Below are 21,487 nucleotides of genomic sequence, written 5' to 3' on the forward strand. Positions count from 1 at the left end.
CCGTCAGCGGGAGCGCTTCGCCAGCCGCTCGACGTCCAGCAGGATCACCGCGCGGGCCTCCAGCCGGAGCCAGCCGCGGCTGGCGAAGTCGGCCAGCGCCTTGTTGACCGTCTCCCGGGACGCGCCGACGAGCTGCGCCAGCTCCTCCTGGGTGAGGTCGTGGACGACGTGGATGCCCTCCTCCGACTGCACGCCGAAGCGGCGCGACAGGTCGAGCAGGGCCTTGGCGACGCGGCCGGGCACGTCCGAGAAGACGAGGTCCGACATGGAGTCGTTGGTGCGGCGCAGCCGGCGGGCCACGGCGCGCAGCAGCGCGGAGGCGACCTCGGGGCGGACGTTGAGCCAGGGCTGGAGGTCGCCGTGGCCGAGCCCGAGCAGCTTGACCTCGGTCAGCGCGCTGGCCGTCGCGGTGCGCGGGCCGGGGTCGAAGAGGGACAGCTCGCCGATCAGCTCGCCCGGGCCGAGGACGGCGAGCATGTTCTCGCGTCCGTCGGGGGAGCTGCGGTGCAGCTTGACCTTGCCCTCGGTCACGACGTAGAGCCGGTCACCCGGGTCACCCTCGTGGAACAGGGCCTCGCCACGGGCCAGCGTCGTCTCGGACATGGAGGCACGCAGCTCAGCCGCCTGCTCCTCATCGAGCGCCGCGAACAGCGGGGCGCGCCGCAGAACGTCGTCCACGAGTTCTCTCCTTGTCGGCCTGCGCATGGGGCTACGGGCCCCATGATGCCGGAGGTATGAAGCAGTGCGATCAATCACAAGTTTGACGCACCGGGGCCGAACGCGTGCGGCAGGGGGTCGATGGGCTGGTGAATCGGCCGGGTCCGGGACGAATGCCGACGCGTCCCCTTACGCTGGCCGGGTGGTCGGCATGCCGTTGTGGGCACGAGAAAGGGGGCCGGTCGGGTGAGCCGTTCCGGCGATTCCGCTGAGGGCGAACAGAGGGACGACGCGCGGACGCGGGCGCCCGGACGCGCCCGTCCGGCGAAGGCGGCCGGTCCGTCCGGCGCGGCGGGCGGCGGCGCGGGCGGGAGCGCCGCGGGCGGCACCGGCGCTGCCCGCGGGAGTGGCAGCGGCACGCGGACGGCGCGGCCCGCCGCCGGGCGGAGCAAACCGGAGTCGCGCCTGGCCATGGTCCGCCGGGCGCGCCGCATCAACCGCGAGCTGGCCGACGTCTTCTCCTACGCGCACCCCGAGCTGGACTTCAAGAACCCCTTCGAGCTGCTCGTGGCCACCGTCCTGTCGGCCCAGACGACGGACCTGCGCGTCAACCAGACGACGCCCGCCCTGTTCGCCGCCTACCCCACCCCCGAGGACCTGGCGGCGGCCGACCCGGAGAAGGTCGAGCAGCTCATCCGGCCCACCGGCTTCTTCCGCAGCAAGACCAAGTCGCTGATAGGGCTCTCCACCGCCCTGCGGGACCGCTTCGGCGGCGAGGTGCCCGCCCGCCTGGAGGATCTGGTGTCCCTGCCGGGCGTGGGGCGCAAGACGGCCTTCGTCGTCCTCGGCAACGCCTACGGGCGGCCCGGACTGACCGTGGACACCCACTTCGGGCGGCTCGTGCGGCGCTGGGGCCTGACGGCGCAGACCGATCCCGAGCGCGTCGAGACGGAGATCGCGACGATCATCCCCAAGAGCGAGTGGACGGACTTCTCGCACCGCACCATCTTCCACGGACGCCGCATCTGCCACTCCCGCAAACCCGCCTGCGGCGCCTGCCCCATCGCCCACCTGTGCCCCGCGTACGGCGAGGGCGAGACGGACCCGGAGAAGGCGCGGAAGCTGCTCAAGTACGAGATGGGCGGCCGTCCCGGCCAGCGCCTCAAGCCCCCGCCCGACTACCCCGGCACGGCGGCGCCGCCGCTGGGGGCGGCGTGAGGGTCCCGAGGGCGGACGGCGCCCCGGTCACCGTCAGCGCCGAGGGCCTCCCGCCGTGGCTGGCGCCGGTCGCGGAGGCCGTGCGGACGGTGCGCCCGGAGGAGCTGAGCCGGTTCCTGCCGCCGCCCTCCGGAGGGCGGCAGTCCGCCGTGCTCATCCTCTTCGGGGAGGGCGCGGCCGGGCCCGAGCTGCTGCTCATGGAACGGGCCAGCAGCCTGCGGACCCACGCGGGCCAGCCGTCCTTCCCCGGCGGCGCCCTCGATCCGGAGGACGGCGACCCGCAGGGTGAGGGGCCGCTGCGCGCCGCGCTGCGCGAGGCCCAGGAGGAGACGGGGCTCGACCCGGCCGGGGTGCAGGTCTTCGGCGTGCTGCCCCGGCTGTACATCCCGGTGAGCGGCTTCGTCGTCACCCCGGTGCTGGGCTGGTGGCGGGAGCCGACACCGGTGGCCGCGGTGGACGCGGGCGAGACGGCGCGGGTCTTCACCGTCTCCGTCGCCGAGCTGGCGGACCCCGCCCACCGGGGCACCGCCCTGCACCCCAGCGGCTACCGGGGGCCGTGCTTCCAGGCGCGCGGCGCCCTGGTGTGGGGGTTCACGGCCGGGGTGATCGACCGCATCCTGCACTTCGCCGGATGGGAGCGCCCCTGGGACACCGAGCGGGGCATCCCGCTCGACTGGCACGCCTGACCGGACAGCCGGGCAGCCGGGCGCCCGGCGGAGCCTTCCGTGCCGCCACGGCGGGTGGGGCTCGCGGTGCAGCCGGGGCCGGATGATGCGTACCGTGCTGTGAACAGGAGAAGGTTCTGGACGACGACACGGCCCCGGACCCCGGTGCTTACGGGACCAGCCGGGCCATCCGGGACACCCCGGCCATCCGGGCCGCCACCGGGGCGGCCGGGGCCACCGAGGCGAGCAAGGCCACCGAGGCGAACGAGGCGAGGCTGACACGGTGAACGTGCTGGACATCCTGCTGGTGCTCGCGGCCCTGTGGTTCGCGGTCGTCGGGTACCGACAGGGCTTCGTCGTCGGCGTGCTGTCGGTGGCCGGTTTCCTGGGCGGCGGGCTCGTCGCCGTCATGCTGCTGCCGCCGCTGTGGCGGGAACTGAGCGGCGGCGCCGCGGCCGGAACGCTGGAGGCGGTGGCGGCCGTCGTCATCGTCGTGGTGTGCGCGTCCGTCGGGCAGGCGTTCACCACGCACCTCGGCAACCGGCTGCGCGGCCACATCACCTGGTCGCCCGCGCGGGCGGTGGACGCGACGGGCGGCGCGCTGGTCAACGTCGTGGCCATGCTGTTCGTCGCCTGGCTGATCGGTTCCGCGCTGGCCACCACGTCGCTGCCCACCCTCGGCCGGGAGGTCCGCAGCTCCACGGTGCTCCAGGGCGTCTCGCGGGCGGTGCCGGGCCAGGCGAACACCTGGTTCACCGACTTCACGGCCGTGCTCGCGCAGAACGGTTTCCCGCAGGTGTTCTCGCCGTTCGCCAACGAGCCGATCACCAGCGTCCCCGCACCGGACCCGAAGCTGGCCGCGAGCCCGGCCGTCACCCGCGCGAAGGAGTCGATCGTCAAGGTCACCGGCACGGCGCCGAGCTGCGGCAAGTCGCTGGAGGGCACCGGCTTCGTCTTCCACGACGACCGGGTGATGACGAACGCCCACGTCGTCGGCGGGGTGGACGAGCCGACCGTGCAGGTCGGCGGCGAGGGGCGGCTCTACGACGCGCGGGTCGTCCTCTACGACTGGGCGCGGGACATCGCCGTCCTGGAGGTCCCGGGGCTGGACGCGCCGCCGCTGGAGCTGGCGTCGGGCGACGCCACCACCGGGGACGGCGCCATCGTCGCCGGCTTCCCCGAGAACGGCGGCTTCGACGTCCGCGCCGCCCGGGTGCGCGGCCGGGTGCAGGCCGAGGGCCCGGACATCTACCACCGCGGGACCGTCCGCCGCGACGTCTACTCCCTGCGCGCCCTGGTGCGGCAGGGCAACTCCGGCGGACCGCTGCTCACCCCGGACGGCCAGGTGTACGGCGTCATCTTCGCCAAGTCCCTGGACGACCCGCAGACGGGGTACGCCCTGACCGTCGACGAGGTCCGCGAGAACATCACCCGCGGGCGCGCCGCCCAGCGGCCGGTGGACAGCCAGGGCTGCGCGATGTAGCCGACGGCCCACCGTCCCGGGCGCGTCCGGTACCGCCCCCTGCCCGGGCGCGCCCGGGCAGGGCGGAGCCCGGTTCAGGTGCCGGGGGGCGGGGGTGTCAGTTCCGGGTGTGGCGCAGGCGTGCGCCCACCCAGCGGGCGCGGCGGCCCAGGATGCGCGGAATGCCGAGCCGGGGATCGCGCGGATCGCCGAACTCGTGGGGATCGCGTGGATCACGGAGATCGTGGGTGAGGTGCGCGGCGGATACCTGGGCCGCCCCCCTTCCCCTGGAGTTACGAGACACGTCACGGTAGTCGTGCGTCCAGCCCATACCCCGGACTGTGCCCGCACCCCAAGGTCGGTAACCACCCGGGCGACGGCCAATCGGCCTATGCGTGCGGCACGTGTGCGCGGCCCCGCGCGCGGCGGACGGTACCGGGGCGCGGGCCGTGCGGACGTGCCGCACGCGGCCGTGCGGACGGCGCCGGTCAGCGGTCGGGCTCGGGGTCCTTCAGCCAGTCGATCAGCTCGGTGGAGAACGACGCCGGGTCCTCCTCGTGGGGGAAGTGCCCGAGCCCGTCGAACAGCCGCCAGCGGTAGGGGGCTTCGACGTACTGCCCCGAGCCCGCCGCGCTGCGGGTGCGCAGCACCGGGTCGAGGGAGCCGTGCAGGTGCAGCGTGGGCACCCGCACCGGGCGCTTCATCCGCCGGTAGAACTGGACGCCGTCCGGCCGGGCCAGCGAGCGCACCAGCCAGCGGTACGGCTCCACCGAGCAGTGCGCGGTGGAGGGGACGCACATGGCCCGCCGGTAGGTGGCCAGGGCCTCCTCGTCGAACGCCTCCGGCAGCCGGGGGCCCGACCACCGGCTGATCAGGCGGCCCACCAGCGCGCCGTCGTCCGCCACGAGCTGCCGCTCCGGGACCAGCGGGCGCTGGAACCCCCAGATGTGGGAGCCCGCCGCGCTCTGCCGCACGTCCCGCAGCATCGCCGCACGCCAGCGCCGGGGGTGCGGCATGGAGGACACGGCGAGGCGGCGGATGAGCTTCGGCCGCATGACCGCCGCCGTCCAGGCCAGGTAGCCGCCCAGGTCGTGGCCGACCAGCGCCGCGTCGGGCTCCCCGAGCGAGCGGATGACGCCGGTGACGTCGAGCGCGAGGTTGGCCGGGTCGTAGCCCCGGGGGGTGCGGTCGCTGCCGCCCACCCCGCGCAGGTCCATGGCGACGGCCCGGTAACCGGCGTCGGCCAGGGCGGGCAGTTGGTGGCGCCAGGACCACCAGAACTGCGGGAAGCCGTGCAGCAGCAGGACGAGCGGCCCCCGGCCCAGCTCGGCGATGTGGAACCGGGCGCCGTTCGCTGCGACGTCCCGGTGCGTCCAGGGGCCGTCCAGCGACGGTACGGGCGATGCGGGGGCGGTCATGGTCAGGAGTGTGTCACTTCTTCCCGGCCGGTACGGGCGTGTCCGCCTTGCGGAAGTCCACGGCCCGGCCGCCCGTCGCACGTCCGTCCGACGCGGCCCGGGGATGCGGCTTGGCGTGCGTGAGCAGCCCCGCCGTCTCCTTGGCCGAGGCGATGCTGCGCCGGGGAGCCTGGATCTTCTGGAGCAGCGACTTGGCGACGAGCCCGCACACCAGGGCGAACACCAGCATGATCACGCCGACGACGGTCAGTGCGAGGGCGAGCGGGATCTTCCACCAGGCGTGCAGCCAGTACGCGAGCGCGAAGCTGAAGACGGGCAGCGAGAACAGGGCGAGGACGCCCGCGACGATGATCGCGCCGCTGCCCGCGATCCCGCGGTTGACGGAGTCCTTCATCTCCGTCTTCGCCAGGGCGATCTCCTCGTGCACCAGCGCCGACATCTCGGCGGTGGCCGAGGCGACCAACTGGCCGAGGCTGCGGCCGTCGCGGGCACCACCGGCCTCGCGGGTACCGGCGCCTCCGTGGACGGCACGGCCCCCGTGGACCGCGCTGTCCTCGTCCGCTGCGCTCATCGCTCACTCCCTCTGGCTTGCTGACGTGTGTCCTGCCACCCGGAATACCCGGGGTAACAGCATGCCGGAAACCTGGTCCGGCGCGCCGCGATCAGCAGGGTGACCTCAGGCTAGCCAACGCGCGGGCAGGGCGCCGGAGCGTGTCTCGCTCCGGCGCCCTACCCGCATCGGGACGGGACAGTCCTCGCGGGGCCGTGCCCGCGTCAGTCCTCGCTGGACGCGGCGGGCAGCCGGGACTGGATCAGCTGCATCACCGAGGAGTCCGTCAGCGTGGTGACGTCACCCAGCTGGCGGTTCTCGGCCACGTCGCGCAGCAGCCGCCGCATGATCTTGCCCGAGCGCGTCTTCGGCAGCTCGGCGACGGGCAGGACGCGCTTCGGCTTGGCGATCGGCCCGAGCTGCTTGCCGACGTGGGCGCGCAGCTCGCTTACCAGGTCCTCGCTCTCGGTCGCCGTCCCGCGCAGGATGACGAAGGCGCAGATGGCCTGCGTCGTCTGCGGGTCGGCGGCGCCGACGACGGCCGCCTCCGCCACCGCCGGGTGCGACACGAGCGCCGACTCCACCTCCGTCGTGGAGATGTTGTGCCCGGAGACCAGCATCACGTCGTCCACCCGGCCCAGCAGCCAGATGTCGCCGTCCTCGTCCTTCTTGGCGCCGTCCCCCGCGAAGTAGCGGCCCTCGAAGCGGGACCAGTAGGTGTCCAGGTAGCGCTGGTCGTCGCCCCAGATCGTGCGGAGCATGGACGGCCACGGCTCGGTCAGCACCAGGTAGCCGCCGTTGCCGTCGGGCACCTCCCGGGCCTCGTCGTCGACGACCGTCGCCGCGATACCGGGCAGCGGCACCTGCGCCGAACCGGGCTTGGTGGCGGTGACGCCGGGCAGCGGGCTGACCATGATGCCGCCCGTCTCCGTCTGCCACCAGGTGTCCACGATCGGGGCGCGGCCCGCGCCGATGTGCTCCCGGTACCAGATCCACGCCTCGGGGTTGATCGGCTCACCCACCGAGCCCAGCAGCCGCAGCGAGGACAGGTCGAACTTCGCCGGGATCTCGTCGCCCCACTTCATCGCCGCGCGGATCGCGGTGGGCGCGGTGTAGAAGACCGTCACCCCGTACTTCTGGACGATCTCCCACCAGCGGCCCTTGTGCGGCGCGTCCGGCGTGCCCTCGTACAGCACCTCCGTCGCCCCGTTGGCCAGCGGCCCGTAGACGATGTAGGAGTGCCCGGTCACCCAGCCGACGTCGGCGGTGCACCAGAACACGTCCGACTCCGGCTTCAGGTCGAAGACGGCGTGGTGGGTGTAGGCGGTCTGCGTGAGGTAGCCGCCGCTGGTGTGCAGGATGCCCTTGGGCTTGCCGGTGGTCCCGGAGGTGTAGAGGATGAACAGCGGGTGCTCGGCGTCGAACGCCTCCGGCGTGTGCTGGTCGCTCTGCCGCCCGACGGCGTCGTGCCACCACACGTCGCGGCCCTCGGTCCACGCGACGTCCTGCCCGGTGCGCCGCACGACGAGGACCGTGCGGACGCGGTCGGTGCCGGGACGGGTCAGCGCCTCGTCCACGGCCGGCTTGAGCGCGCTGGGCGCGCCCTTGCGGTAGCCGCCGTCGGAGGTGATGACGACGCGGGCGTCGGCGTCCTCGATGCGGGTGGCCAGCGCGTCGGCGGAGAAGCCGCCGAACACCACGGAGTGCGGGGCGCCGATGCGGGCGCAGGCCAGCATGGCGACGACGGCCTCGGGGATCATCGGCAGGTAGATGGCGACCCGGTCCCCGGCCCGGACGCCCAGCTCGGTGAGCGCGTTGGCCGCCTGGGAGACCTCCCGCTGGAGCTCCGCGTAGGTGACGGCGCGGCTGTCGCCGGGCTCGCCCTCGAAGTGCAGCGCCACGCGGTCGCCGTGCCCGGCCTCGACGTGCCGGTCGACGCAGTTGTAGGCGACGTTGAGCTTGCCGTCCTGGAACCACTTGGCGAAGGGAGGGTTGGACCAGTCGAGCGTCTCCGTCGGCTCCGTCGCCCAGCTCAGCCGGCGGGCCTGCTCGGCCCAGAAGCCCAGCCGGTCGGCGCGCGCCCGCTCGTACGCCTCGGCGGTCACGTTCGCGTGGGCGGCCAGCTCGGCAGGCGGCTCGAACCTCCGCTCCTCCTTGGCCAGGTTGGCCAGGCTTTCGTTGCTCACGACATCTCCCTTTCCCAGGGTGTGCGCTCTGTGTCCCGGCTCTTACCTCAGCAGCTCATCGGGGGTGTGGCAAGGGTTGTCCGGCAAATGGTTTAGACCTTTTGCGGTGAGCGGTCGGCGGGCTGAGCCGAACGGCGCACGGGCGGGCAGCGGACGGTCGAGAGCCGGATCTGACGGCCCCTCGGGCGCACGCCGCGGCGCCCGGCGGGGCGTGCCGGGACCGGGCGGGGCGTGCCGGGACCGGGCGGGGCGTGCCGGGACCGGGCGGGGCGTGCCGGGACCGGGCGGTCCCGGCACGCCCGCCGTCTCACCCGGTGGGCACGGGGGTGAACACGGGCGGCACGAACACGGGTGCCTCGCCCGTGGCCGCGTCCGCCCCGCGCGCGTCGGTGGCGTCCAGCACGTACGCCTGCGCGTCGGCCACGTGGAAGTACATCCCGTGCAGCTCCAGCGACCCCTCGGCGAGCCGCTGGGCGACGCACGCGTGGGCCCGCAGGTGTTCGAGCTGCTGGAGGACGTTGGCCAGGCACAGCGCCTCGACGCCGTCCGCCACCGGCCGGTCGGCCAGACGCGGCACGAAGCCGTCCCGCTCCGCCAGCCGCCGCAGGCTGGGCTGGCCGTGCCGCAGCCAGAGGGACAGCGACTGCGGCAGCGGGTTCTCCGGCGGGGCGTGCCGGCTGGCGTACAGGGTCTGCATGGCCCCGCAGCCGGAGTGCCCGCACACGGTGATCGAACCGACCTCCAGCACGTGCACGGCGTACTCGATCGCCGCGGCGACCGAGTGGTCGCCGGTGCCCCGCCCGGGGAACGGGACCAGATTCCCCACGTTGCGGACGGTGTACAGGTCACCGGGGCCGCTGGACGTGATCATGCTGGTGACGAGCCGGGAGTCCGCGCAGGTGAGGAAGAGGTGGGAGGGCTGCTGCCCGTCCCGTGACAACCGCGCCAGCTCGTCACGGACCAGCGGCGCGGTGTGGCGCTGGAAGTCCCGCACGCCGCCCAGGAGCTGACCGCGCCGCTCCGGGCGCGCCCCCGCCGCCTCCTGCTCCGGGCCGGGGTGGGTGCAGTGGTGGTTGCGCCACGGCGTCCACGGTGTGCAGTGGTGGACGCTGGCCGGTTCGGCGATGCGCGCGCCCGCCCGTCCGGTGATCTCGGCCTCCCCGCCGTGGGCGACGTGCGCGGTGCGCCAGTCCTGGAGCGACTCGAAGGCGGCGTGGTCGATGAAGGAGCCGTCCAGCTCGACGCGGGCCCGGCTGCCGTGCGGCACCTGGTTCAGCGTCCGGGTGAGCCGGGGCACCGCGAGGAACGTGAGCTGGCCGCGCACCACGACCCGGTGCGTGCCGTCGTCCGGCGTCGTCCGCGAGGGGGAGGCGTCCCCGCCGGACGCCCCGCCGGACGCCCCGCCGGGCGCGCCGGGGCCGGGCGGCGCCTCGTGGACGATGCGGGTGCGGGCCAGCCGGTGCAGGGCCACGCCGATGGCCACCGCGATGCCGATCGCCACGCCCTCCAGGACGCCGAGCAGCACCACACCCGCTGTCGTCGGCGCGTAGACGACGGCCTCCCGGTGGCGGGTCACCGTGCGGATGTGCGTCAGGTTCACCATCTGCACGCCCACCACCATGACCAGCGCGGCAAGCGAGGCCAGGGGGATGAACTCCAGCAGCGCGACGAGCAGCCCGGCCGCGAGGGCCACCCAGCAGCCGTGCAGGATGGCGGAGTTGCGGCTGACGGCGCCGGCACTCACGTTGGCCGAGCTGCGCACCGCGACGCCGGTGACCGGCAGTCCGCCGAGGGCGCCGGAGACCACGTTGGCGGCGCCCTGGCCGCGCAGCTCCTTGTCGAGGTCGGCGCGCGGGATGGGCCGTTCGCCGGTGCGCTGGGTGCGGGCGTTGGTGAGCTTGTCGATGGCGATGGCCGACAGCAGCGACTCGACGCTGGCCACCAGTGTGATCGTCAGCACCGCCGCGAGCAGGCCGAGCACCGGGCCCTCGGGCATCCCGGGCAGGGCGTGGCTGCGCCAGGACGGGAGGTCGACCCGGGGCAGGTGCAGCCCGGCGGCGACGGCGAACCCGGTGGACAGGACCACGGCGGCCAGCGGCCCGGGCACCGTCCGCACCGCCTTCCCCCACCGCCCGCGCAGCCGGGGCCACAGCAGCAGGGCCGCCACGGTGAGCGCGCTGACGGACAGGGCCGCCGGGTGTGGGTCGGAGAGCTGCTGCGGCAGCTCCCGGACGTTCTCGATGACCGAGCTCTCCGGGCTGCCGCCGAGCACGATGTGGAGCTGTGCCACGGCGATGGTCACGCCGATCCCCGCGAGCATGCCGTGGACGATGGCGGGGCTCACCATGAGGGCGGACCTGGCCACCCGGGCGTGGGCGAGCCCGAGCTGGGTGAGCCCGGCGACGATCGTGATCACGCAGGTCGTCTGCCAGCCGTACGTCTGGATCAGCTCGGCGGTGACGACGGTCAGCCCCGCCGCGGGGCCGCTGACCTGCAACGGCGCGCCGCCGAGCCGTCCGGCGACGATGCCGCCCACGGCGGCGGCCACGAGCCCCGCCTGGAGGGGCGCGCCGGTGGCGAGCGCGATGCCGAGGGAGAGCGGCAGGGCCACGAGGAAGACGGCGACGGACGCGGACAGGTCGGCGGACCAGCGGCCGCGCGGCGCCGCGGCCGGGCCGGGGCCGCCGGGGCGGTGCGGGCTGCCGGGCCCGGCCGGGGAGCCGGGCCCGCCCGAGGAGCCGAACAGGCCGGACGCGTCGGGGTGCGAGGAGTGCGAGGAGTGCGGCGGGTGGGGCGTCGGGACGGCCGGGGGTGGCAGGGGGTGCTCGGCGCGGGGGCCGCCGGGCGGGGACGTGGGTGCGCGTTCGGACATCGATCCCTCTCCGTCTTTCGGTCACGGCGCTACGCCGGCGCTGGTCGGTGCGGGCCGCGTCGTGTCCGTCGGGGGTGGAGGGTCGGCACGGGCGGCCCGCGCGGCGGCGGGTTCGCACAGACGTGGGTCACGGTGTGTGCAGACTTGATTACACCAAGTGCAGGTAAACGAAGCGTAATGCAAGGTAAAGAGTGGCGAAAGCGCTCGCGGGGGTGCGGCAGAGGTGTTCGTCCCATCGAGTGAAGCCCGTACAACAGTGTGCTTGTCATACCGGCTCATCAATCACATCGTGCGACTTTTAAGGCGCACGGAGTGGCGACGAGTGACGAGGTGAGGGATGGCAGGCGCACGGACACGCTGCGGGATCGCGGCGGTGGCCGCGGCGGCGGTGCTGCTGGCGGGCTGCGGAGACGGCACGTCCGGTGGCGGAGAGGGCGGCAGCACCGGCGGCCGCCCGGCGGAACGGGCCGACAAACCGCAGCTCCCCCAGGTGATCGGCGACGGCTCCACCGCGTTCACCGGGGTCCAGCCGCACCAGCCGAAGCCCGCCCGGCTCCAGCCGGGCGAGCGGCCACCGCAGTTCGTCGTCTTCTCCTGGGACGGCGCCGGGGAGGACGGCAAGGAGCTGTTCTCCCACTTCCGCGAGGTCGGCGGCGAGTACGGCGCCCACATGACGTACTTCCTGAGCGGCGTCTACCTGCTGCCCGAGGACGAGGCCCTGCGCTACGACCCGCCGGGGCACCGGCCCGGCGCCTCCGACATCGGCTACCTCAAGGACGAGAACATCCGCGCCACCCTCGACGAACTCCGGGCGGCGTGGCTCGACGGCAGTGAGATCGGCACGCACTTCAACGGGCACTTCTGCGGGCCCACCGGTGTGGAGAGCTGGTCGGTCGAGGACTGGAAGAGCGAGATCCGCCAGGCCAAGTGGTTCGTGCGCAACTGGAAGACCACGACCGGCTGGCAGGACGCCGACCCGCTGCCCTTCGACTACGAGCGGGAGCTGGCCGGCGGGCGCACCCCCTGCCTGGAGGGCCGTGAGAACCTCGTCGAGGCCGCCCGGGACATGGGATTCCGCTACGACTCCAGCGGCATCGGCCGGCAGGTGTGGCCCGCGAAGGACCGGGGGCTGTGGGACCTGCCGCTGCAACTCGTACCGATGCCCGGGCGCGACTTCGAGACGCTGTCCATGGACTACAACTTCATGGTCAACCAGTCCGGCCCCGGCAGCGGTGACCCGGCCATGCACCCCTACTGGGAGCAGCAGATGCGCGACGGCCTGCTCCAGGGCTTCGAACGCGCCTACCGGGGCAACCGGGCGCCGATGATCATCGGCAACCACTTCAACGGCTGGAACGGCGGCATCTACATGCGTGCCGTGGAGGACGTCATCAAGACCGTCTGCGTCCAGGAGGAGGTGCGCTGCGTGTCCTTCCGCCAGCTCGTCGACTGGCTGGACGCCCAGGACCCGCGGGTCCTGCGGAAACTGCGCACGCTCGGCGTCGGTGAGCAGCCCCGGAAGGGGTGGGGGACGTTCCTGGCGTCGGCGCCCCGGGCGGCGGGCGGTGACGCGGCGGACGGCTCCGGCGGACCCGGGGACTCCTGACCGTCCGCCCGCGCCGCCCGGCCCTCCCCGTGGAGGGCCGGGCGGCCGTCCGCCCGCCGGCCCGGCGGCGGTCCGTGCGTCAGGCGGGCTGGGCGGCGGACGCCGGCAGGCGCTCGTCCAGGACGAAGCCGGGGTCCACCTGCGCCGCGAGGTCGGCGCCCGTCCTGGCGTTGCCCCAGCTCTCCGCGTTCCGCAGGTGGAAGTGGACCATCTGCCGCGTGTAGCGCTCCCAGTCCCGCCGTCCGTACGCCGCGTCGGCCGTCTCCCGCAGGGTCCGAAGCGCCCGCCGGTTGGCGTCCTCCAGCTCCGCGAACGGACGCGGGCGGCCCTTCTCCATGGCCCGGACCCACTCCGAGTGGCCGACCGTCACCAGCAGGTCGTCGCCGACCTCGTTCCGCAGGAACGCCAGGTCGTCGGGGCCCTGCACCTTGTTGCCCACCACCTTGAGCGGCACGCCGAAGTCCTGCGCGTACTCGCGGTACTGGCGGTAGACGGCGACGCCCTTGCGCGTGGGCTCGGCCACCAGGAACGTCATGTCGAAGCGGGTGAACAGGCCGGAGGCGAAGGAGTCGGACCCGGCCGTCATGTCCACCACGACGAACTCCTCGCGCCCGTCGACCAGGTGGTTCAGGCACAGCTCGACCGCGCCGACCTTGGAGTGGTAGCACGCGACGCCGAGGTCCGCCTCGGTGAACGGGCCGGTGACCAGCAGCCGCACCCCGCCGCCGTCGAGCGCTACCGGACGGGCGCACGCGTCGTAGACCGGGTTGTCCTCGGTGACGCGCAGCAGCCGGGATCCCGCGCCCGGCGGCGTCGTCTTGATCATGGTGTCCGCGGATGGGATACGGGGGTTGGAGCCGCGCAGGTACTCCTTGATGAGCGGCAGGTTGGCACCCATCGCCGGCAGCGCGGCGGCCTGCGCCTCGGTGAGGCCGAGGGCCGCGCCGAGGTGCTGGTTGATGTCGGCATCCATGGCGACGACCGGGGTGCCGTCCGCGGCGAGGTGACGGATGAACAGGGAGGACAGCGTCGTCTTGCCGCTGCCGCCCTTGCCAACGAAAGCGATCTTCATGTTCAACAGCGTAGTGCGCGGTGCGGGGCCCCGTTCGCAGACCGGGGGGCGAGTGAAGAAGACCACTCGATCGGGGAGCGTGGGGGGTGTGCGGGGTGCGTAGGGTCGTCCCCATGAGTACGAGTCCGGACCCGCTGGCCATGCTCGGCACGCTCCCCGGTGTGGAGGCCGCCGTCGAAGCGGTGCGCAAGTCCGTGGACGGGGTCTACGGCCACCGGGTGATGCGGCGGCGCAGCGCCGAGGTGACCTCCGAGGCGGTGCTGCGCGGCGCCCGTGCCTCCGCGGCGCTCGCCGGGGCGGACTGGGCGCTGGAGGAGGTGCGCAGGCGCACGGACTTCGGGTCGGACGACGAGGCCAGGACGGTGGGCGCCGCACTGCGGGTGACGGCCGAGGCCGGTCAGCTCCTGCCGGTGTGGCGGCAGTCGCCGCTGCGGGTGCTGGCCCGGCTGCACCTCGTCGCGGCCACGGGCGCGGCGGACGAGCACACCGTGGGGCGGCCCCGGCTGGCCGGTGAGCCGGTGACCGGGCCCGCGTCGCCCCTGCCGCTGCCGCCGGCCGACGAGGTGTCGGTGCGGCTGGAGAAGCTGGCCGAGGTCGTCGTGGCGGGCACCTCGGCACCGGCGCTGGTGACGGCGGCGGTCGTGCACGGCGAACTGCTCGCGCTGCGCCCCTTCGGTTCGCACAACGGCCTCATCGCGCGGGCGGCCGGGCGCATGGTGCTGATCGGCAGCGGGCTCGACCCCAAGTCCGTCTGCCCGGCCGAGGTGGGGCACGCGGAGGAGGGTGCGGACGCGTACCGCCGGGCCCTGGAGGGCTACACCTCGGGTACGCGGGAGGGTGTGGCCGCGTGGATCGGCCACTGCGGGCGCTCGGTGGAGCTGGGCGCGCGCGAGTCCACCGCCGTGTGCGAGGCGTTGCAGCGCGGGGCCGCATGAGCGGAGGAGTGCGCGTCGCGGCCGGGCGTGCGGCGCACCGTCGCGGCGCCGTGCCCGTCCGCCGGGCGCGGGGATGCGGCGGCACGCTGGGCTGAGCCGTGCCGCCGCTGGCATGCCCACCGGGTTACCAGTGCGTGCTCGGTATATCCGCTCAGGGGGGCGACTTCGGCCCTGCCTGACGCGGTGGGCCCGTATTCGACGGGTCGGCGTCGCGTGGGTTCCCGGTGGTCATGCGCGGTCCGTGGGCCGTGGTGCGTGGACGGGGATCCTTTTCGGATGCCGTTGGTCTCGCGGGCCGTTATGTCCTTTGTACTCCACATCGGGCGGATGGGGAACCCCTGTCGCTTTTCCACCGCCCCGCGCGGTTCCTCCGGGGTGACCGTCCCCGTCCTGGCAGTGGCGCGTGGGGCACGGGCGCGGGCAGGCGCGGACGGCCTTCGCTCGGCGCGCGCGGGCCTCACCGTGTGGCGTGCTGGCTGCGGCGCCTGCTGGCGTACCAGACGAGGCCCGCCGTGGCCGCGGCGGCGCCCACGGCGGCCGCGGCCAGCACCGGGGCGGGCGGGACGGTCAGCGTGGGCAGCCGCTGCTTGAGCCGCACGGGCCGGGAGAAGGCCAGCACGGGCCAGTCCCGGGCGACGGCCTCGCGGCGCAGCGCGCGGTCGGGATTGACGGCGTGCGGGTGGCCGACGGCCTCCAGCATCGGCAGGTCGGTGAAGGAGTCGCTGTAGGCGTAGCAGCGCGGCAGGTCGTACCCCTCGGACTCGGCCAGTTCCGCGATGGCCTCCGCCTTGGTGGGGCCGTACGCGTAGTACTCCACCTCGCCGGTGTAGCGGCCGTCCGCGACCACCATGCGGGTGGCCACGACCCGGTCGGCGCCGAGCAGCTCGCCGATCGGCTCCACCACCTCGGCGCCGGAGGTGGAGACGATCACCACGTCCCGCCCGGCGAGGTGGTGCTGCTCGATCAGCGAGGCCGCCTCGTCGTAGATGAGCGGATCGATGATCTCGTGCAGCGTCTCCGCGACGATCTCCTTCACCTGCTCGACGTTCCAGCCGCGGCACAGGTCCGACAGGTACTCCCGCATGCGCTCGATCTGCTCGTGGTCGGCACGGCCGATGAGGAAGATGAAGCGGGAGTAGGCGGTCCGCAGGACGGCGCGGCGATTCATCAGCCCGCCCCGGTAGAAGGACTTGCCGAAGGTGAGCGTGCTCGACTTCGCAATGACCGTCTTGTCCAGGTCGAAGAAGGCGGCGGTGCGCGGCGGCTGGGCGTTTTCCACGGTAGAGAGGATAGGCGCCCGCCATTCGGCGTAAGCTGTGGCGCGTGGGTTTGCCTGAGAAGGCTCTCGGGTACACCATGGAAGTCACGGATCGTTCGCGACCGTGCTAACCCGGTTCGACTCCTCCCCCCCCCGAGTCGACCGAGGAAGACGACCCCCGCTCTCCCCCCCGGCGGGGGTCGTCGCATGTCCGGGGGCTTTTCCGGCGTCGCTCACGGCTTCCTCCGCTCGTCGTGCGTCAGCGCGGCCCGCCGACCTCCGCCCATCAAACACGTAACCGAACGTAACCGTGAGAGCGCTCTGCGGATGTCACCGGTTCGGTAGACGGAGTTATTCACAACCGGTGAGTTCTCCACAGATTTGGGCCAAGATCCCCGAAATTTTCCCGGCTTCTGCACGGTGATTGCGCACATCGTCCGCGGCGTTCGCGGATGTGAGAGTGCGAAGCCGGAAGGAGAAGGCCCGATGGCCGAATCCCGCGTGGAACCGATCCTGGTCCTCACCGAGGACGCGGACCTGCTCGACGACGTCCTGCGGCTGTGCGCGGCCGCCGGGGCCGAGGCGCAGGTGGCACACGGTGCTCCCGTGAACGAAAGGGACTGGCGCGCCGCCCCGCTCGTGGTCGTCGGGGAGGACCGCGCCGGCCCGCTGCGGGCCGCACCCGGCGGCCTGCCACGGCGCCCCGGCGTGGTGCTCGTCGGCCGGAACCTGGACAACGCCCGCATGTGGGAGCACGGCGTGCGCCTCGGGGCCGAAGAGGTGGTGTTCCTGCCCGACGCCGAGACATGGCTCGCGGGCCGCATCGCCGACTCCGCCGAAGGGATCAGCGAGCAGGCGCTGACCGTCGGCGTCGCGGGCGGACGCGGCGGGGCCGGTGCCTCCGTCCTGGCCTGCGCCCTGGCCGTCACCGCCGCCGCAGCCGGGCACCGCGCCCTCCTGGTCGACGGCGACCCACTGGGCGGCGGCCTGGACGTCCTCCTGGGCGGCGAGTCCGCCGAAGGACTGCGCTGGCCGGCGTTCGCCGAGTCCCGGGGGCGTGTCGGCGCCGGCGCGCTTGAGGAGTCCCTGCCCCGGCTGCACGGAGTGCGGGTGCTCAGCTGGGGCCGGACGGCCGACGCGGCGGGCGTCGGAGCCGACGCCATGCGGGCGGTGCTCGCCGCCGCCCGCAGACGCGGCGGCGTGGTCGTCGTGGACGTCCCCCGACGGCTGGACGACGCGGCCGCCGAGGCGCTGAGACAGCTGGACGTGGGCCTGCTCCTCGTCCCCGCCGACCTGCGGGCCGTCGCCGCCGCCCAGCACACCGCGTCGCTGCTGGCGATGGCCGTCGGCGACCTCCGCGTGGTGACGCGCGGCCCCTTCACGGCCGGTCTCGACGGCGCGGAGATCGCCGGGCTGCTCGGCCTGCCGCTCGTCGGGGAACTCCCCGCGGACCCCGCGCTGCCCGCAGCCGTGGACCTCGGGGTGCCGCCGGGGACGTGCGGCGGCCCGCTCACCCGCTTCTGCACCGCGTTCTGGACGCGCGCGCTGGCCGGTGGGGCCCGGGGGAGCGTGGCGGCGTGAGCACCCTGACCTCCCCCGAACTGGTGGACGCCGTCCGGCTGCGCCTCGCGGAGTCCGGCGCCGAACCGACACCTGCCCGCGTCGCCGCCGCGCTGCGCGCCGAGGGACGGCTGCTGGGTGACAGCGCCGTGCTCGGCGTCGTCGCGGCGCTGCGCTCCGAGCTGGTGGGCGCCGGGCCACTGGAGCCGCTGCTGGCCGACCAGAGCGTCACCGACGTGCTGGTCAACGGTCCGGACGAGGTGTGGGTGGACCGGGGCGGCGGCCTGGAGCGCACCACCGTCCGCTTCGCCGACGCTGCGGCGGTACGCCGCCTCGCCCAGCGGCTCGCCGCCGCCGCGGGCCGGCGGCTGGACGACGCGAGGCCCTGGGCGGACGCCCGGCTGCCGGACGGCACCCGGCTGCACGCGGTGCTCCCGCCCGTCGCCGTCGACGCCCCGTGCCTGTCGCTGCGCGTCGTGCGGCCCCGGGCCTTCCGGCTCGCCGAGCTGGTGGCCGCGGGCACGCTGCCGCCCGGCGGCGACGGGCTGCTGCGCGCCGTGCTGGACGCCCGGCTGTCCTTCCTCGTCTCCGGCGGCACCGGCTCGGGGAAGACGACACTGCTCAGCGCGCTGCTCGGCCTCGTGGGCCGACACGAGCGCGTCGTCGTCGCGGAGGATTCGGCGGAGCTGCGCCCGGACCACCCCCACGTGGTCCGGCTGGAGGCCCGGCCGCCGAACCAGGAGGGGGCCGGGCTCGTCACCCTGCGGGACCTGGTGCGCCAGGCCCTGCGCATGCGGCCGGACCGGCTCGTCGTCGGCGAGGTGCGCGGCCCCGAGGTCGCCGAGCTGCTCGCCGCCCTGAACACCGGCCACGAGGGCGGCTGCGGGACCGTGCACGCCAACGCCGCCGGTGACGTGCCCGCCCGGCTGGAGGCGCTGGGCATGACGGCCGGGCTCGACCGCGCCGCGCTGCACAGCCAGCTCGCGGCGGCACTCGCCCTGGTGGTGCACCTCAGACGCGACCGCTCGGGACGGCGCCGGGTCACGGAGGTGCACGTGCTCGAACGGGACGCGGACGGACTGGTGCGCACGGCACCGGCCGCCGTGTGGGGAGACGAGGGCTTCGTCCGGGCGGCGGGCTGGGCCCGGCTGGCGCGGCTGTGCGAACGCGGCGGGAGCACCCCGTGACCGGGGCGGGCGCCTGGACGGGCGGAGGTTCCGGAACCCTCTGCGCGGCGCTCCTGTGCGCCGGAGCGGCGGCCTGGCTGACGGGTGGCCCGGGGACCGGGGCACGGCGCGCCCGGCTCCTCGCGTCCGCCACCGCCCCCACCGGCAGCGGGAGGGGCGGTGGCGTGGGCGGGAGCGGGCCGGGGCCGACGGGCGGTGCGGCGCCTGCCGCCGGCGCGGCCGACGGCCGGACGGCAGGGCGGGCGGGGCACTCCGGCCCGTTCCGGCGCGCCGTCCTCCGGCTGCTGGCACGGGTGCGCGAGCGGACGAACGGCGCGTGGCTGTGCCTGCCCGCCGCGGGCGCGGTGGCGGTGGCGGGCGGCTCGGTACTGCCGCTGCTCGCCGGGGCACTGGCCACCCCGCTCGCCGTCCGGTGGCTGGGTGCCCGGGAACGGCGGCGGGCGGCCGAGGCCGGGAGCGCCGCCGTGATCGGGCTGTGCTCCGCCGTGGCGGCGGAGCTGCGGGCCGGCCGCCAGCCCGGGCAGGCACTGCTCGCGGCCGGTGCCGACGGCCTCGGCGAGGCGGGAGCCGGGGCCCGGGCGGCGGCCCGGTTCGGCGGGGACGTCCCCGCCGCCCTGCGGCACGCCGCGCGCAGTCCCGGCGCGGCCGGGCTCGGCGGCGTCGCCGCGTGCTGGCAGGTCGCGGTGGACGGCGGCGCCGGGCTGGCCGACGGGCTCGACCGAATCGCCGACGCCCTGCGCGCCGCGCGGGACCAGCGCGAGGAGCTGCGCGCCCAGCTGGCCGGTCCGCGCACGACGGCGCTGGCGCTCGCGCTGCTACCGGTCTTCGGGCTGCTGCTGGGCACGGCCATGGGGGCGGCCCCCTTGCGCTTCCTGCTGCACTCACCGGCCGGCTGGGCGGTGAGTGCAGGTGCCGCGCTGCTGGAGTGGGCGGGCCTGGCCTGGACGGCCCGGATCGTCCGTGCGGCCGAAGGGGGTGTGGACGGTGCGGCCGGTGAGCGGTGACGCCGTACACAGCCTGTGGACGGCCGCGGCCGTCAGCGCCACGGTGGTCCTCGCGCTGCGGGCCGCGCTCCTGCGCCGAAGGAGCCGCGCCGGGCACCGGCGCCGAGCCGCGGTGCTCGGACCGCCTCCCGGGCGCCCGGTCCACGGCCGTCCCCCGGGACGGAAGCGTCCGGTGCTCGTGCGCCGGCCCGCGCACGAGGCCGCCGCCGCACTCGGCGCCGGTGCGCTGGCGTTCGTCCTCCTGGGCCCGGGGGCCGGGACACCGGCCGCGCCAGCGGTGGCCTTCGGCGTGTGGCGGTGGCTGCGCGCCCACCCGGCCGACGTCGGGCGGACGGCCGACGCGGCGCGGGAGCGGGCCGTCACCGCGCAGTTGCCGCTCGCCGCCGAGCTGCTGGCCGCCTGCCTGGCTGCCGGTTCCACACCCCGGGACGCGGCCCGTGCCGTGGGCGGCTGCCTGGCCGGGCCGCTCGGCGAACGGCTCCAGCGGGCCGGTGACGAACTGCGGCTCGGCGCCGATCCGGGCGACGCCTGGGCCCGGGTGGGGGAGCTGCCCGGCTCGGGGCAACTCGCCCGCTGCCTGCGCCGCGCCCACGACTCGGGGGCGCCCGCTGTGACCGAGGTCGCCCGGGTCGCGGCCGAGTGCCGGGCCGCCTCGGCCCGGGCGGCGGCGGCCCGGGCCCGCCGCGCCGGTGTGCTGGTCACCGGGCCGCTGGCCCTGTGCTTCCTGCCCGCCTTCCTGCTGGCCGGGGTCACCCCGGTGGTCGTCGGCCTCGGACGTTCGCTGCTGTGACGGCCGCCCGCCACATCCGGCCGTCACGGCGGGCCCGCACCGGCGGCCATACCTGGCCGCGACCCACACCCACCCACACCTCACGAGAGACCGGGAGCACATCATGACCACGCACCAGACGAAGGCCCCGCTCGCCCGGGACGTCAGGCACCGGGGCGCCACCGGGCGCCTGCTCCGCTCCGCCCTCCGCCCCCTTCGGCCCCTGGCCCGGCGTATCGCCGGCCGCTCGCGCGGCCAGTGGCGCGACGCTGGCATGAGCACGGCCGAGTACGCGGTGGGCACCATCGCGGCCTGCGGCTTCGCGGCCGTGCTCTACAAGGTGGTGACGAGCGGGCCGGTCAGCGCGGCGATGCAGAAGCTCGTCGAAAGGGCGCTCGATGCGGGCTTCTGAACGGGCCCGTGACGATCGCGGCCAGGCCACCGCCGAGACGGCGGCCGTCGTCCCGTGCCTGGTGCTGCTGGCCACGATGCTCATCTGGGGGCTGCTGGCGGCCGTCGCCCAGATCCAGTGCGTGGACGCCGCGCGGACCGGCGCGAGGGCGGCGGCACGGGCCGAGCCGGAGGGCCGGGCGGTGGCCGCCGCGCGGGCGGCGGCCCCGTCGGGCGCGCGGGTGGAACTGGTACGCGACGGCGATCTCGTCCGGGTGCGGGTGTCCGCCCGTTCGGCGGGCCCCGGGCCGCTGACCGCGGCCGTCGACTGGGAGGCGGTGGCCCATGTGGAGACGGGCTGACGGCAGGCGCGTCCGGGCCGCCGACCGGGGCTCGGCGACCGTGTGGGCGGTGACGTGCGCGGCGGTGCTGTGCACCCTGTTCACGGCGGCGCTCGCGCTCGGCCAGGCGGTCTCCACCCGGCACCGGGCGGGCGCCGCGGCGGACCTGTCCGCGCTCGCCGCCGCCGACCACGCGCGGTACGGGCCGCTCCGGGCCTGCGCGCTGGCCGAGCGGATCGCCGGGGAGCAGGGGGCGCGGGTGGTGCGCTGCGCGGTGCGCGGACTCGTCGCCGACCTCACCGCCGAGGCGTCCTGGGGGCCGTACGCGGTCCGGGCG

19 protein-coding genes and 1 pseudogene are annotated in these 21,487 nt (G+C 75.1%); 12 read left to right on the plus strand and 8 right to left on the minus strand.

Annotated features, from left to right (window positions below; genetic code table 11):
* Positions 1-3: 3 nt before the first annotated feature.
* A complete protein-coding gene (locus V1J52_RS19075; RefSeq protein WP_191209374.1) occupies positions 4-678 on the minus strand; it encodes a Crp/Fnr family transcriptional regulator in 675 nt (224 codons plus the stop codon).
* A gap of 225 nt (positions 679-903) precedes the next feature.
* Here V1J52_RS19075 and nth point away from each other — a divergent pair, with 225 nt between their 5' ends.
* The 3 genes from nth to V1J52_RS19090 all read left to right on the plus strand — a co-directional run bounded on the left by nth (position 904) and on the right by V1J52_RS19090 (position 4,023).
* The gene (nth, locus tag V1J52_RS19080) at positions 904-1,875 is read left to right on the plus strand and encodes an endonuclease III (RefSeq protein ID WP_330141096.1); all 972 of its coding nucleotides are present in this window, start codon (positions 904-906) and stop codon (positions 1,873-1,875) included.
* Entirely contained in the window at positions 1,872-2,561 is a 690-nt protein-coding gene (locus V1J52_RS19085) for an NUDIX hydrolase (RefSeq protein WP_330141097.1), read from the plus strand. Before nth ends, V1J52_RS19085 begins: the two co-directional genes overlap by 4 nt.
* 262 nt (positions 2,562-2,823) lie before the next feature.
* Positions 2,824-4,023 carry a MarP family serine protease gene (locus V1J52_RS19090; RefSeq protein WP_330141098.1) on the plus strand — a complete coding sequence of 400 codons (1,200 nt, stop codon included), beginning with the start codon at positions 2,824-2,826 and terminating at the stop codon, positions 4,021-4,023.
* Between the two features lie 97 nt (positions 4,024-4,120).
* Here the strand turns inward: V1J52_RS19090 and V1J52_RS19095 are convergent, their stop codons facing one another.
* The 5 genes from V1J52_RS19095 to V1J52_RS19115 all read right to left on the minus strand — a co-directional run bounded on the left by V1J52_RS19095 (position 4,121) and on the right by V1J52_RS19115 (position 11,028).
* Positions 4,121-4,333, minus strand: coding sequence for a hypothetical protein (locus V1J52_RS19095; protein ID WP_330141099.1), 213 nt, complete (start codon positions 4,331-4,333; stop codon positions 4,121-4,123).
* A gap of 157 nt (positions 4,334-4,490) precedes the next feature.
* Positions 4,491-5,420 (minus strand): alpha/beta fold hydrolase, encoded by a 930-nt coding sequence (locus V1J52_RS19100; RefSeq protein WP_330141100.1) that lies wholly within the window; start codon positions 5,418-5,420, stop codon positions 4,491-4,493.
* 13 nt (positions 5,421-5,433) lie between these two features.
* Complete coding sequence (locus V1J52_RS19105; protein WP_503676891.1) at positions 5,434-5,859, minus strand: phage holin family protein; 426 nt, start codon at positions 5,857-5,859, stop codon at positions 5,434-5,436.
* A gap of 335 nt (positions 5,860-6,194) precedes the next feature.
* Positions 6,195-8,156 (minus strand): acetate--CoA ligase, encoded by a 1,962-nt coding sequence (gene acs, locus V1J52_RS19110; protein ID WP_330141102.1) that lies wholly within the window; start codon positions 8,154-8,156, stop codon positions 6,195-6,197.
* A gap of 307 nt (positions 8,157-8,463) precedes the next feature.
* A complete protein-coding gene (locus V1J52_RS19115) occupies positions 8,464-11,028 on the minus strand; it encodes a SulP family inorganic anion transporter (RefSeq protein WP_330141103.1) in 2,565 nt (854 codons plus the stop codon).
* A gap of 337 nt (positions 11,029-11,365) precedes the next feature.
* On the opposite strand from V1J52_RS19115, the gene V1J52_RS19120 reads away from it, so the two are divergent.
* Complete coding sequence (locus V1J52_RS19120) at positions 11,366-12,634, plus strand: polysaccharide deacetylase family protein (RefSeq protein WP_330141104.1); 1,269 nt, start codon at positions 11,366-11,368, stop codon at positions 12,632-12,634.
* Positions 12,635-12,713: 79 nt separating this feature from the next.
* Here the strand turns inward: V1J52_RS19120 and V1J52_RS19125 are convergent, their stop codons facing one another.
* A complete protein-coding gene (locus V1J52_RS19125; protein WP_330141105.1) occupies positions 12,714-13,706 on the minus strand; it encodes an ATP-binding protein in 993 nt (330 codons plus the stop codon).
* 113 nt (positions 13,707-13,819) lie between these two features.
* Between V1J52_RS19125 and V1J52_RS19130 the strand changes: the two genes are divergently transcribed.
* Positions 13,820-14,641 carry a Fic family protein gene (locus V1J52_RS19130; protein WP_330141106.1) on the plus strand — a complete coding sequence of 274 codons (822 nt, stop codon included), beginning with the start codon at positions 13,820-13,822 and terminating at the stop codon, positions 14,639-14,641.
* Between the two features lie 457 nt (positions 14,642-15,098).
* On the opposite strand, the gene V1J52_RS19135 is transcribed toward V1J52_RS19130, so the two are convergent.
* Positions 15,099-15,932, minus strand: a complete 834-nt coding sequence (locus tag V1J52_RS19135; RefSeq protein ID WP_330141256.1) for an HAD family hydrolase — start codon at positions 15,930-15,932, stop codon at positions 15,099-15,101.
* Positions 15,933-16,385: 453 nt separating this feature from the next.
* Between V1J52_RS19135 and ssd the strand changes: the two genes are divergently transcribed.
* From ssd to V1J52_RS19170, 7 genes and pseudogenes are all read left to right on the plus strand, one after another.
* Entirely contained in the window at positions 16,386-17,480 is a 1,095-nt protein-coding gene (gene ssd, locus V1J52_RS19140; RefSeq protein ID WP_330141107.1) for a septum site-determining protein Ssd, read from the plus strand.
* Positions 17,477-18,646, plus strand: coding sequence for a TadA family conjugal transfer-associated ATPase (locus tag V1J52_RS19145; RefSeq protein WP_330141108.1), 1,170 nt, complete (start codon positions 17,477-17,479; stop codon positions 18,644-18,646). Before ssd ends, V1J52_RS19145 begins: the two co-directional genes overlap by 4 nt.
* Positions 18,643-19,650: a type II secretion system F family protein gene (locus V1J52_RS19150; protein ID WP_330141109.1), complete on the plus strand. Its 1,008-nt coding sequence runs from the start codon at positions 18,643-18,645 to the stop codon at positions 19,648-19,650. Before V1J52_RS19145 ends, V1J52_RS19150 begins: the two co-directional genes overlap by 4 nt.
* On the plus strand, positions 19,640-20,440 hold the full coding sequence (locus tag V1J52_RS19155) for a type II secretion system F family protein (protein ID WP_330141110.1): 801 nt from the start codon (positions 19,640-19,642) through the stop codon (positions 20,438-20,440). The genes V1J52_RS19150 and V1J52_RS19155 overlap by 11 nt, the downstream gene beginning before the upstream one ends.
* Positions 20,441-20,543: 103 nt before the next feature.
* Entirely contained in the window at positions 20,544-20,831 is a 288-nt protein-coding gene (locus tag V1J52_RS19160) for a DUF4244 domain-containing protein (protein WP_330141111.1), read from the plus strand.
* Positions 20,818-21,171, plus strand: coding sequence for a TadE family type IV pilus minor pilin (locus V1J52_RS19165; RefSeq protein WP_330141112.1), 354 nt, complete (start codon positions 20,818-20,820; stop codon positions 21,169-21,171). Before V1J52_RS19160 ends, V1J52_RS19165 begins: the two co-directional genes overlap by 14 nt.
* Positions 21,155-21,445: pseudogene (locus V1J52_RS19170) on the plus strand (Rv3654c family TadE-like protein); the annotation flags it as partial. The gene V1J52_RS19165 and the pseudogene V1J52_RS19170, both read left to right, overlap by 17 nt.
* Between the last annotated feature and the right edge of the window lie 42 nt (positions 21,446-21,487).

The sequence above is a fragment of the Streptomyces solitudinis genome, from assembly GCF_036323765.1.
Classification (GTDB): Bacteria; Actinomycetota; Actinomycetes; order Streptomycetales; family Streptomycetaceae; genus Streptomyces.

Coding starts and splice junctions, on each gene's coding strand:
- V1J52_RS19095 (WP_330141099.1), bottom strand. CDS start 4,333: ATGGGCTGGACGCACGACTACCGTGACGTGTCTCGTAACTCCAGGGGA.
- V1J52_RS19100 (WP_330141100.1), bottom strand. CDS start 5,420: ATGACCGCCCCCGCATCGCCCGTACCGTCGCTGGACGGCCCCTGGACG.
- V1J52_RS19105 (WP_503676891.1), bottom strand. CDS start 5,859: ATGTCGGCGCTGGTGCACGAGGAGATCGCCCTGGCGAAGACGGAGATG.
- V1J52_RS19115 (WP_330141103.1), bottom strand. CDS start 11,028: ATGTCCGAACGCGCACCCACGTCCCCGCCCGGCGGCCCCCGCGCCGAG.
- V1J52_RS19120 (WP_330141104.1), top strand. CDS start 11,366: ATGGCAGGCGCACGGACACGCTGCGGGATCGCGGCGGTGGCCGCGGCG.
- V1J52_RS19125 (WP_330141105.1), bottom strand. CDS start 13,706: ATGAAGATCGCTTTCGTTGGCAAGGGCGGCAGCGGCAAGACGACGCTG.
- V1J52_RS19130 (WP_330141106.1), top strand. CDS start 13,820: ATGAGTACGAGTCCGGACCCGCTGGCCATGCTCGGCACGCTCCCCGGT.
- ssd (WP_330141107.1), top strand. CDS start 16,386: ATGGCCGAATCCCGCGTGGAACCGATCCTGGTCCTCACCGAGGACGCG.
- V1J52_RS19160 (WP_330141111.1), top strand. CDS start 20,544: ATGACCACGCACCAGACGAAGGCCCCGCTCGCCCGGGACGTCAGGCAC.
- V1J52_RS19165 (WP_330141112.1), top strand. CDS start 20,818: ATGCGGGCTTCTGAACGGGCCCGTGACGATCGCGGCCAGGCCACCGCC.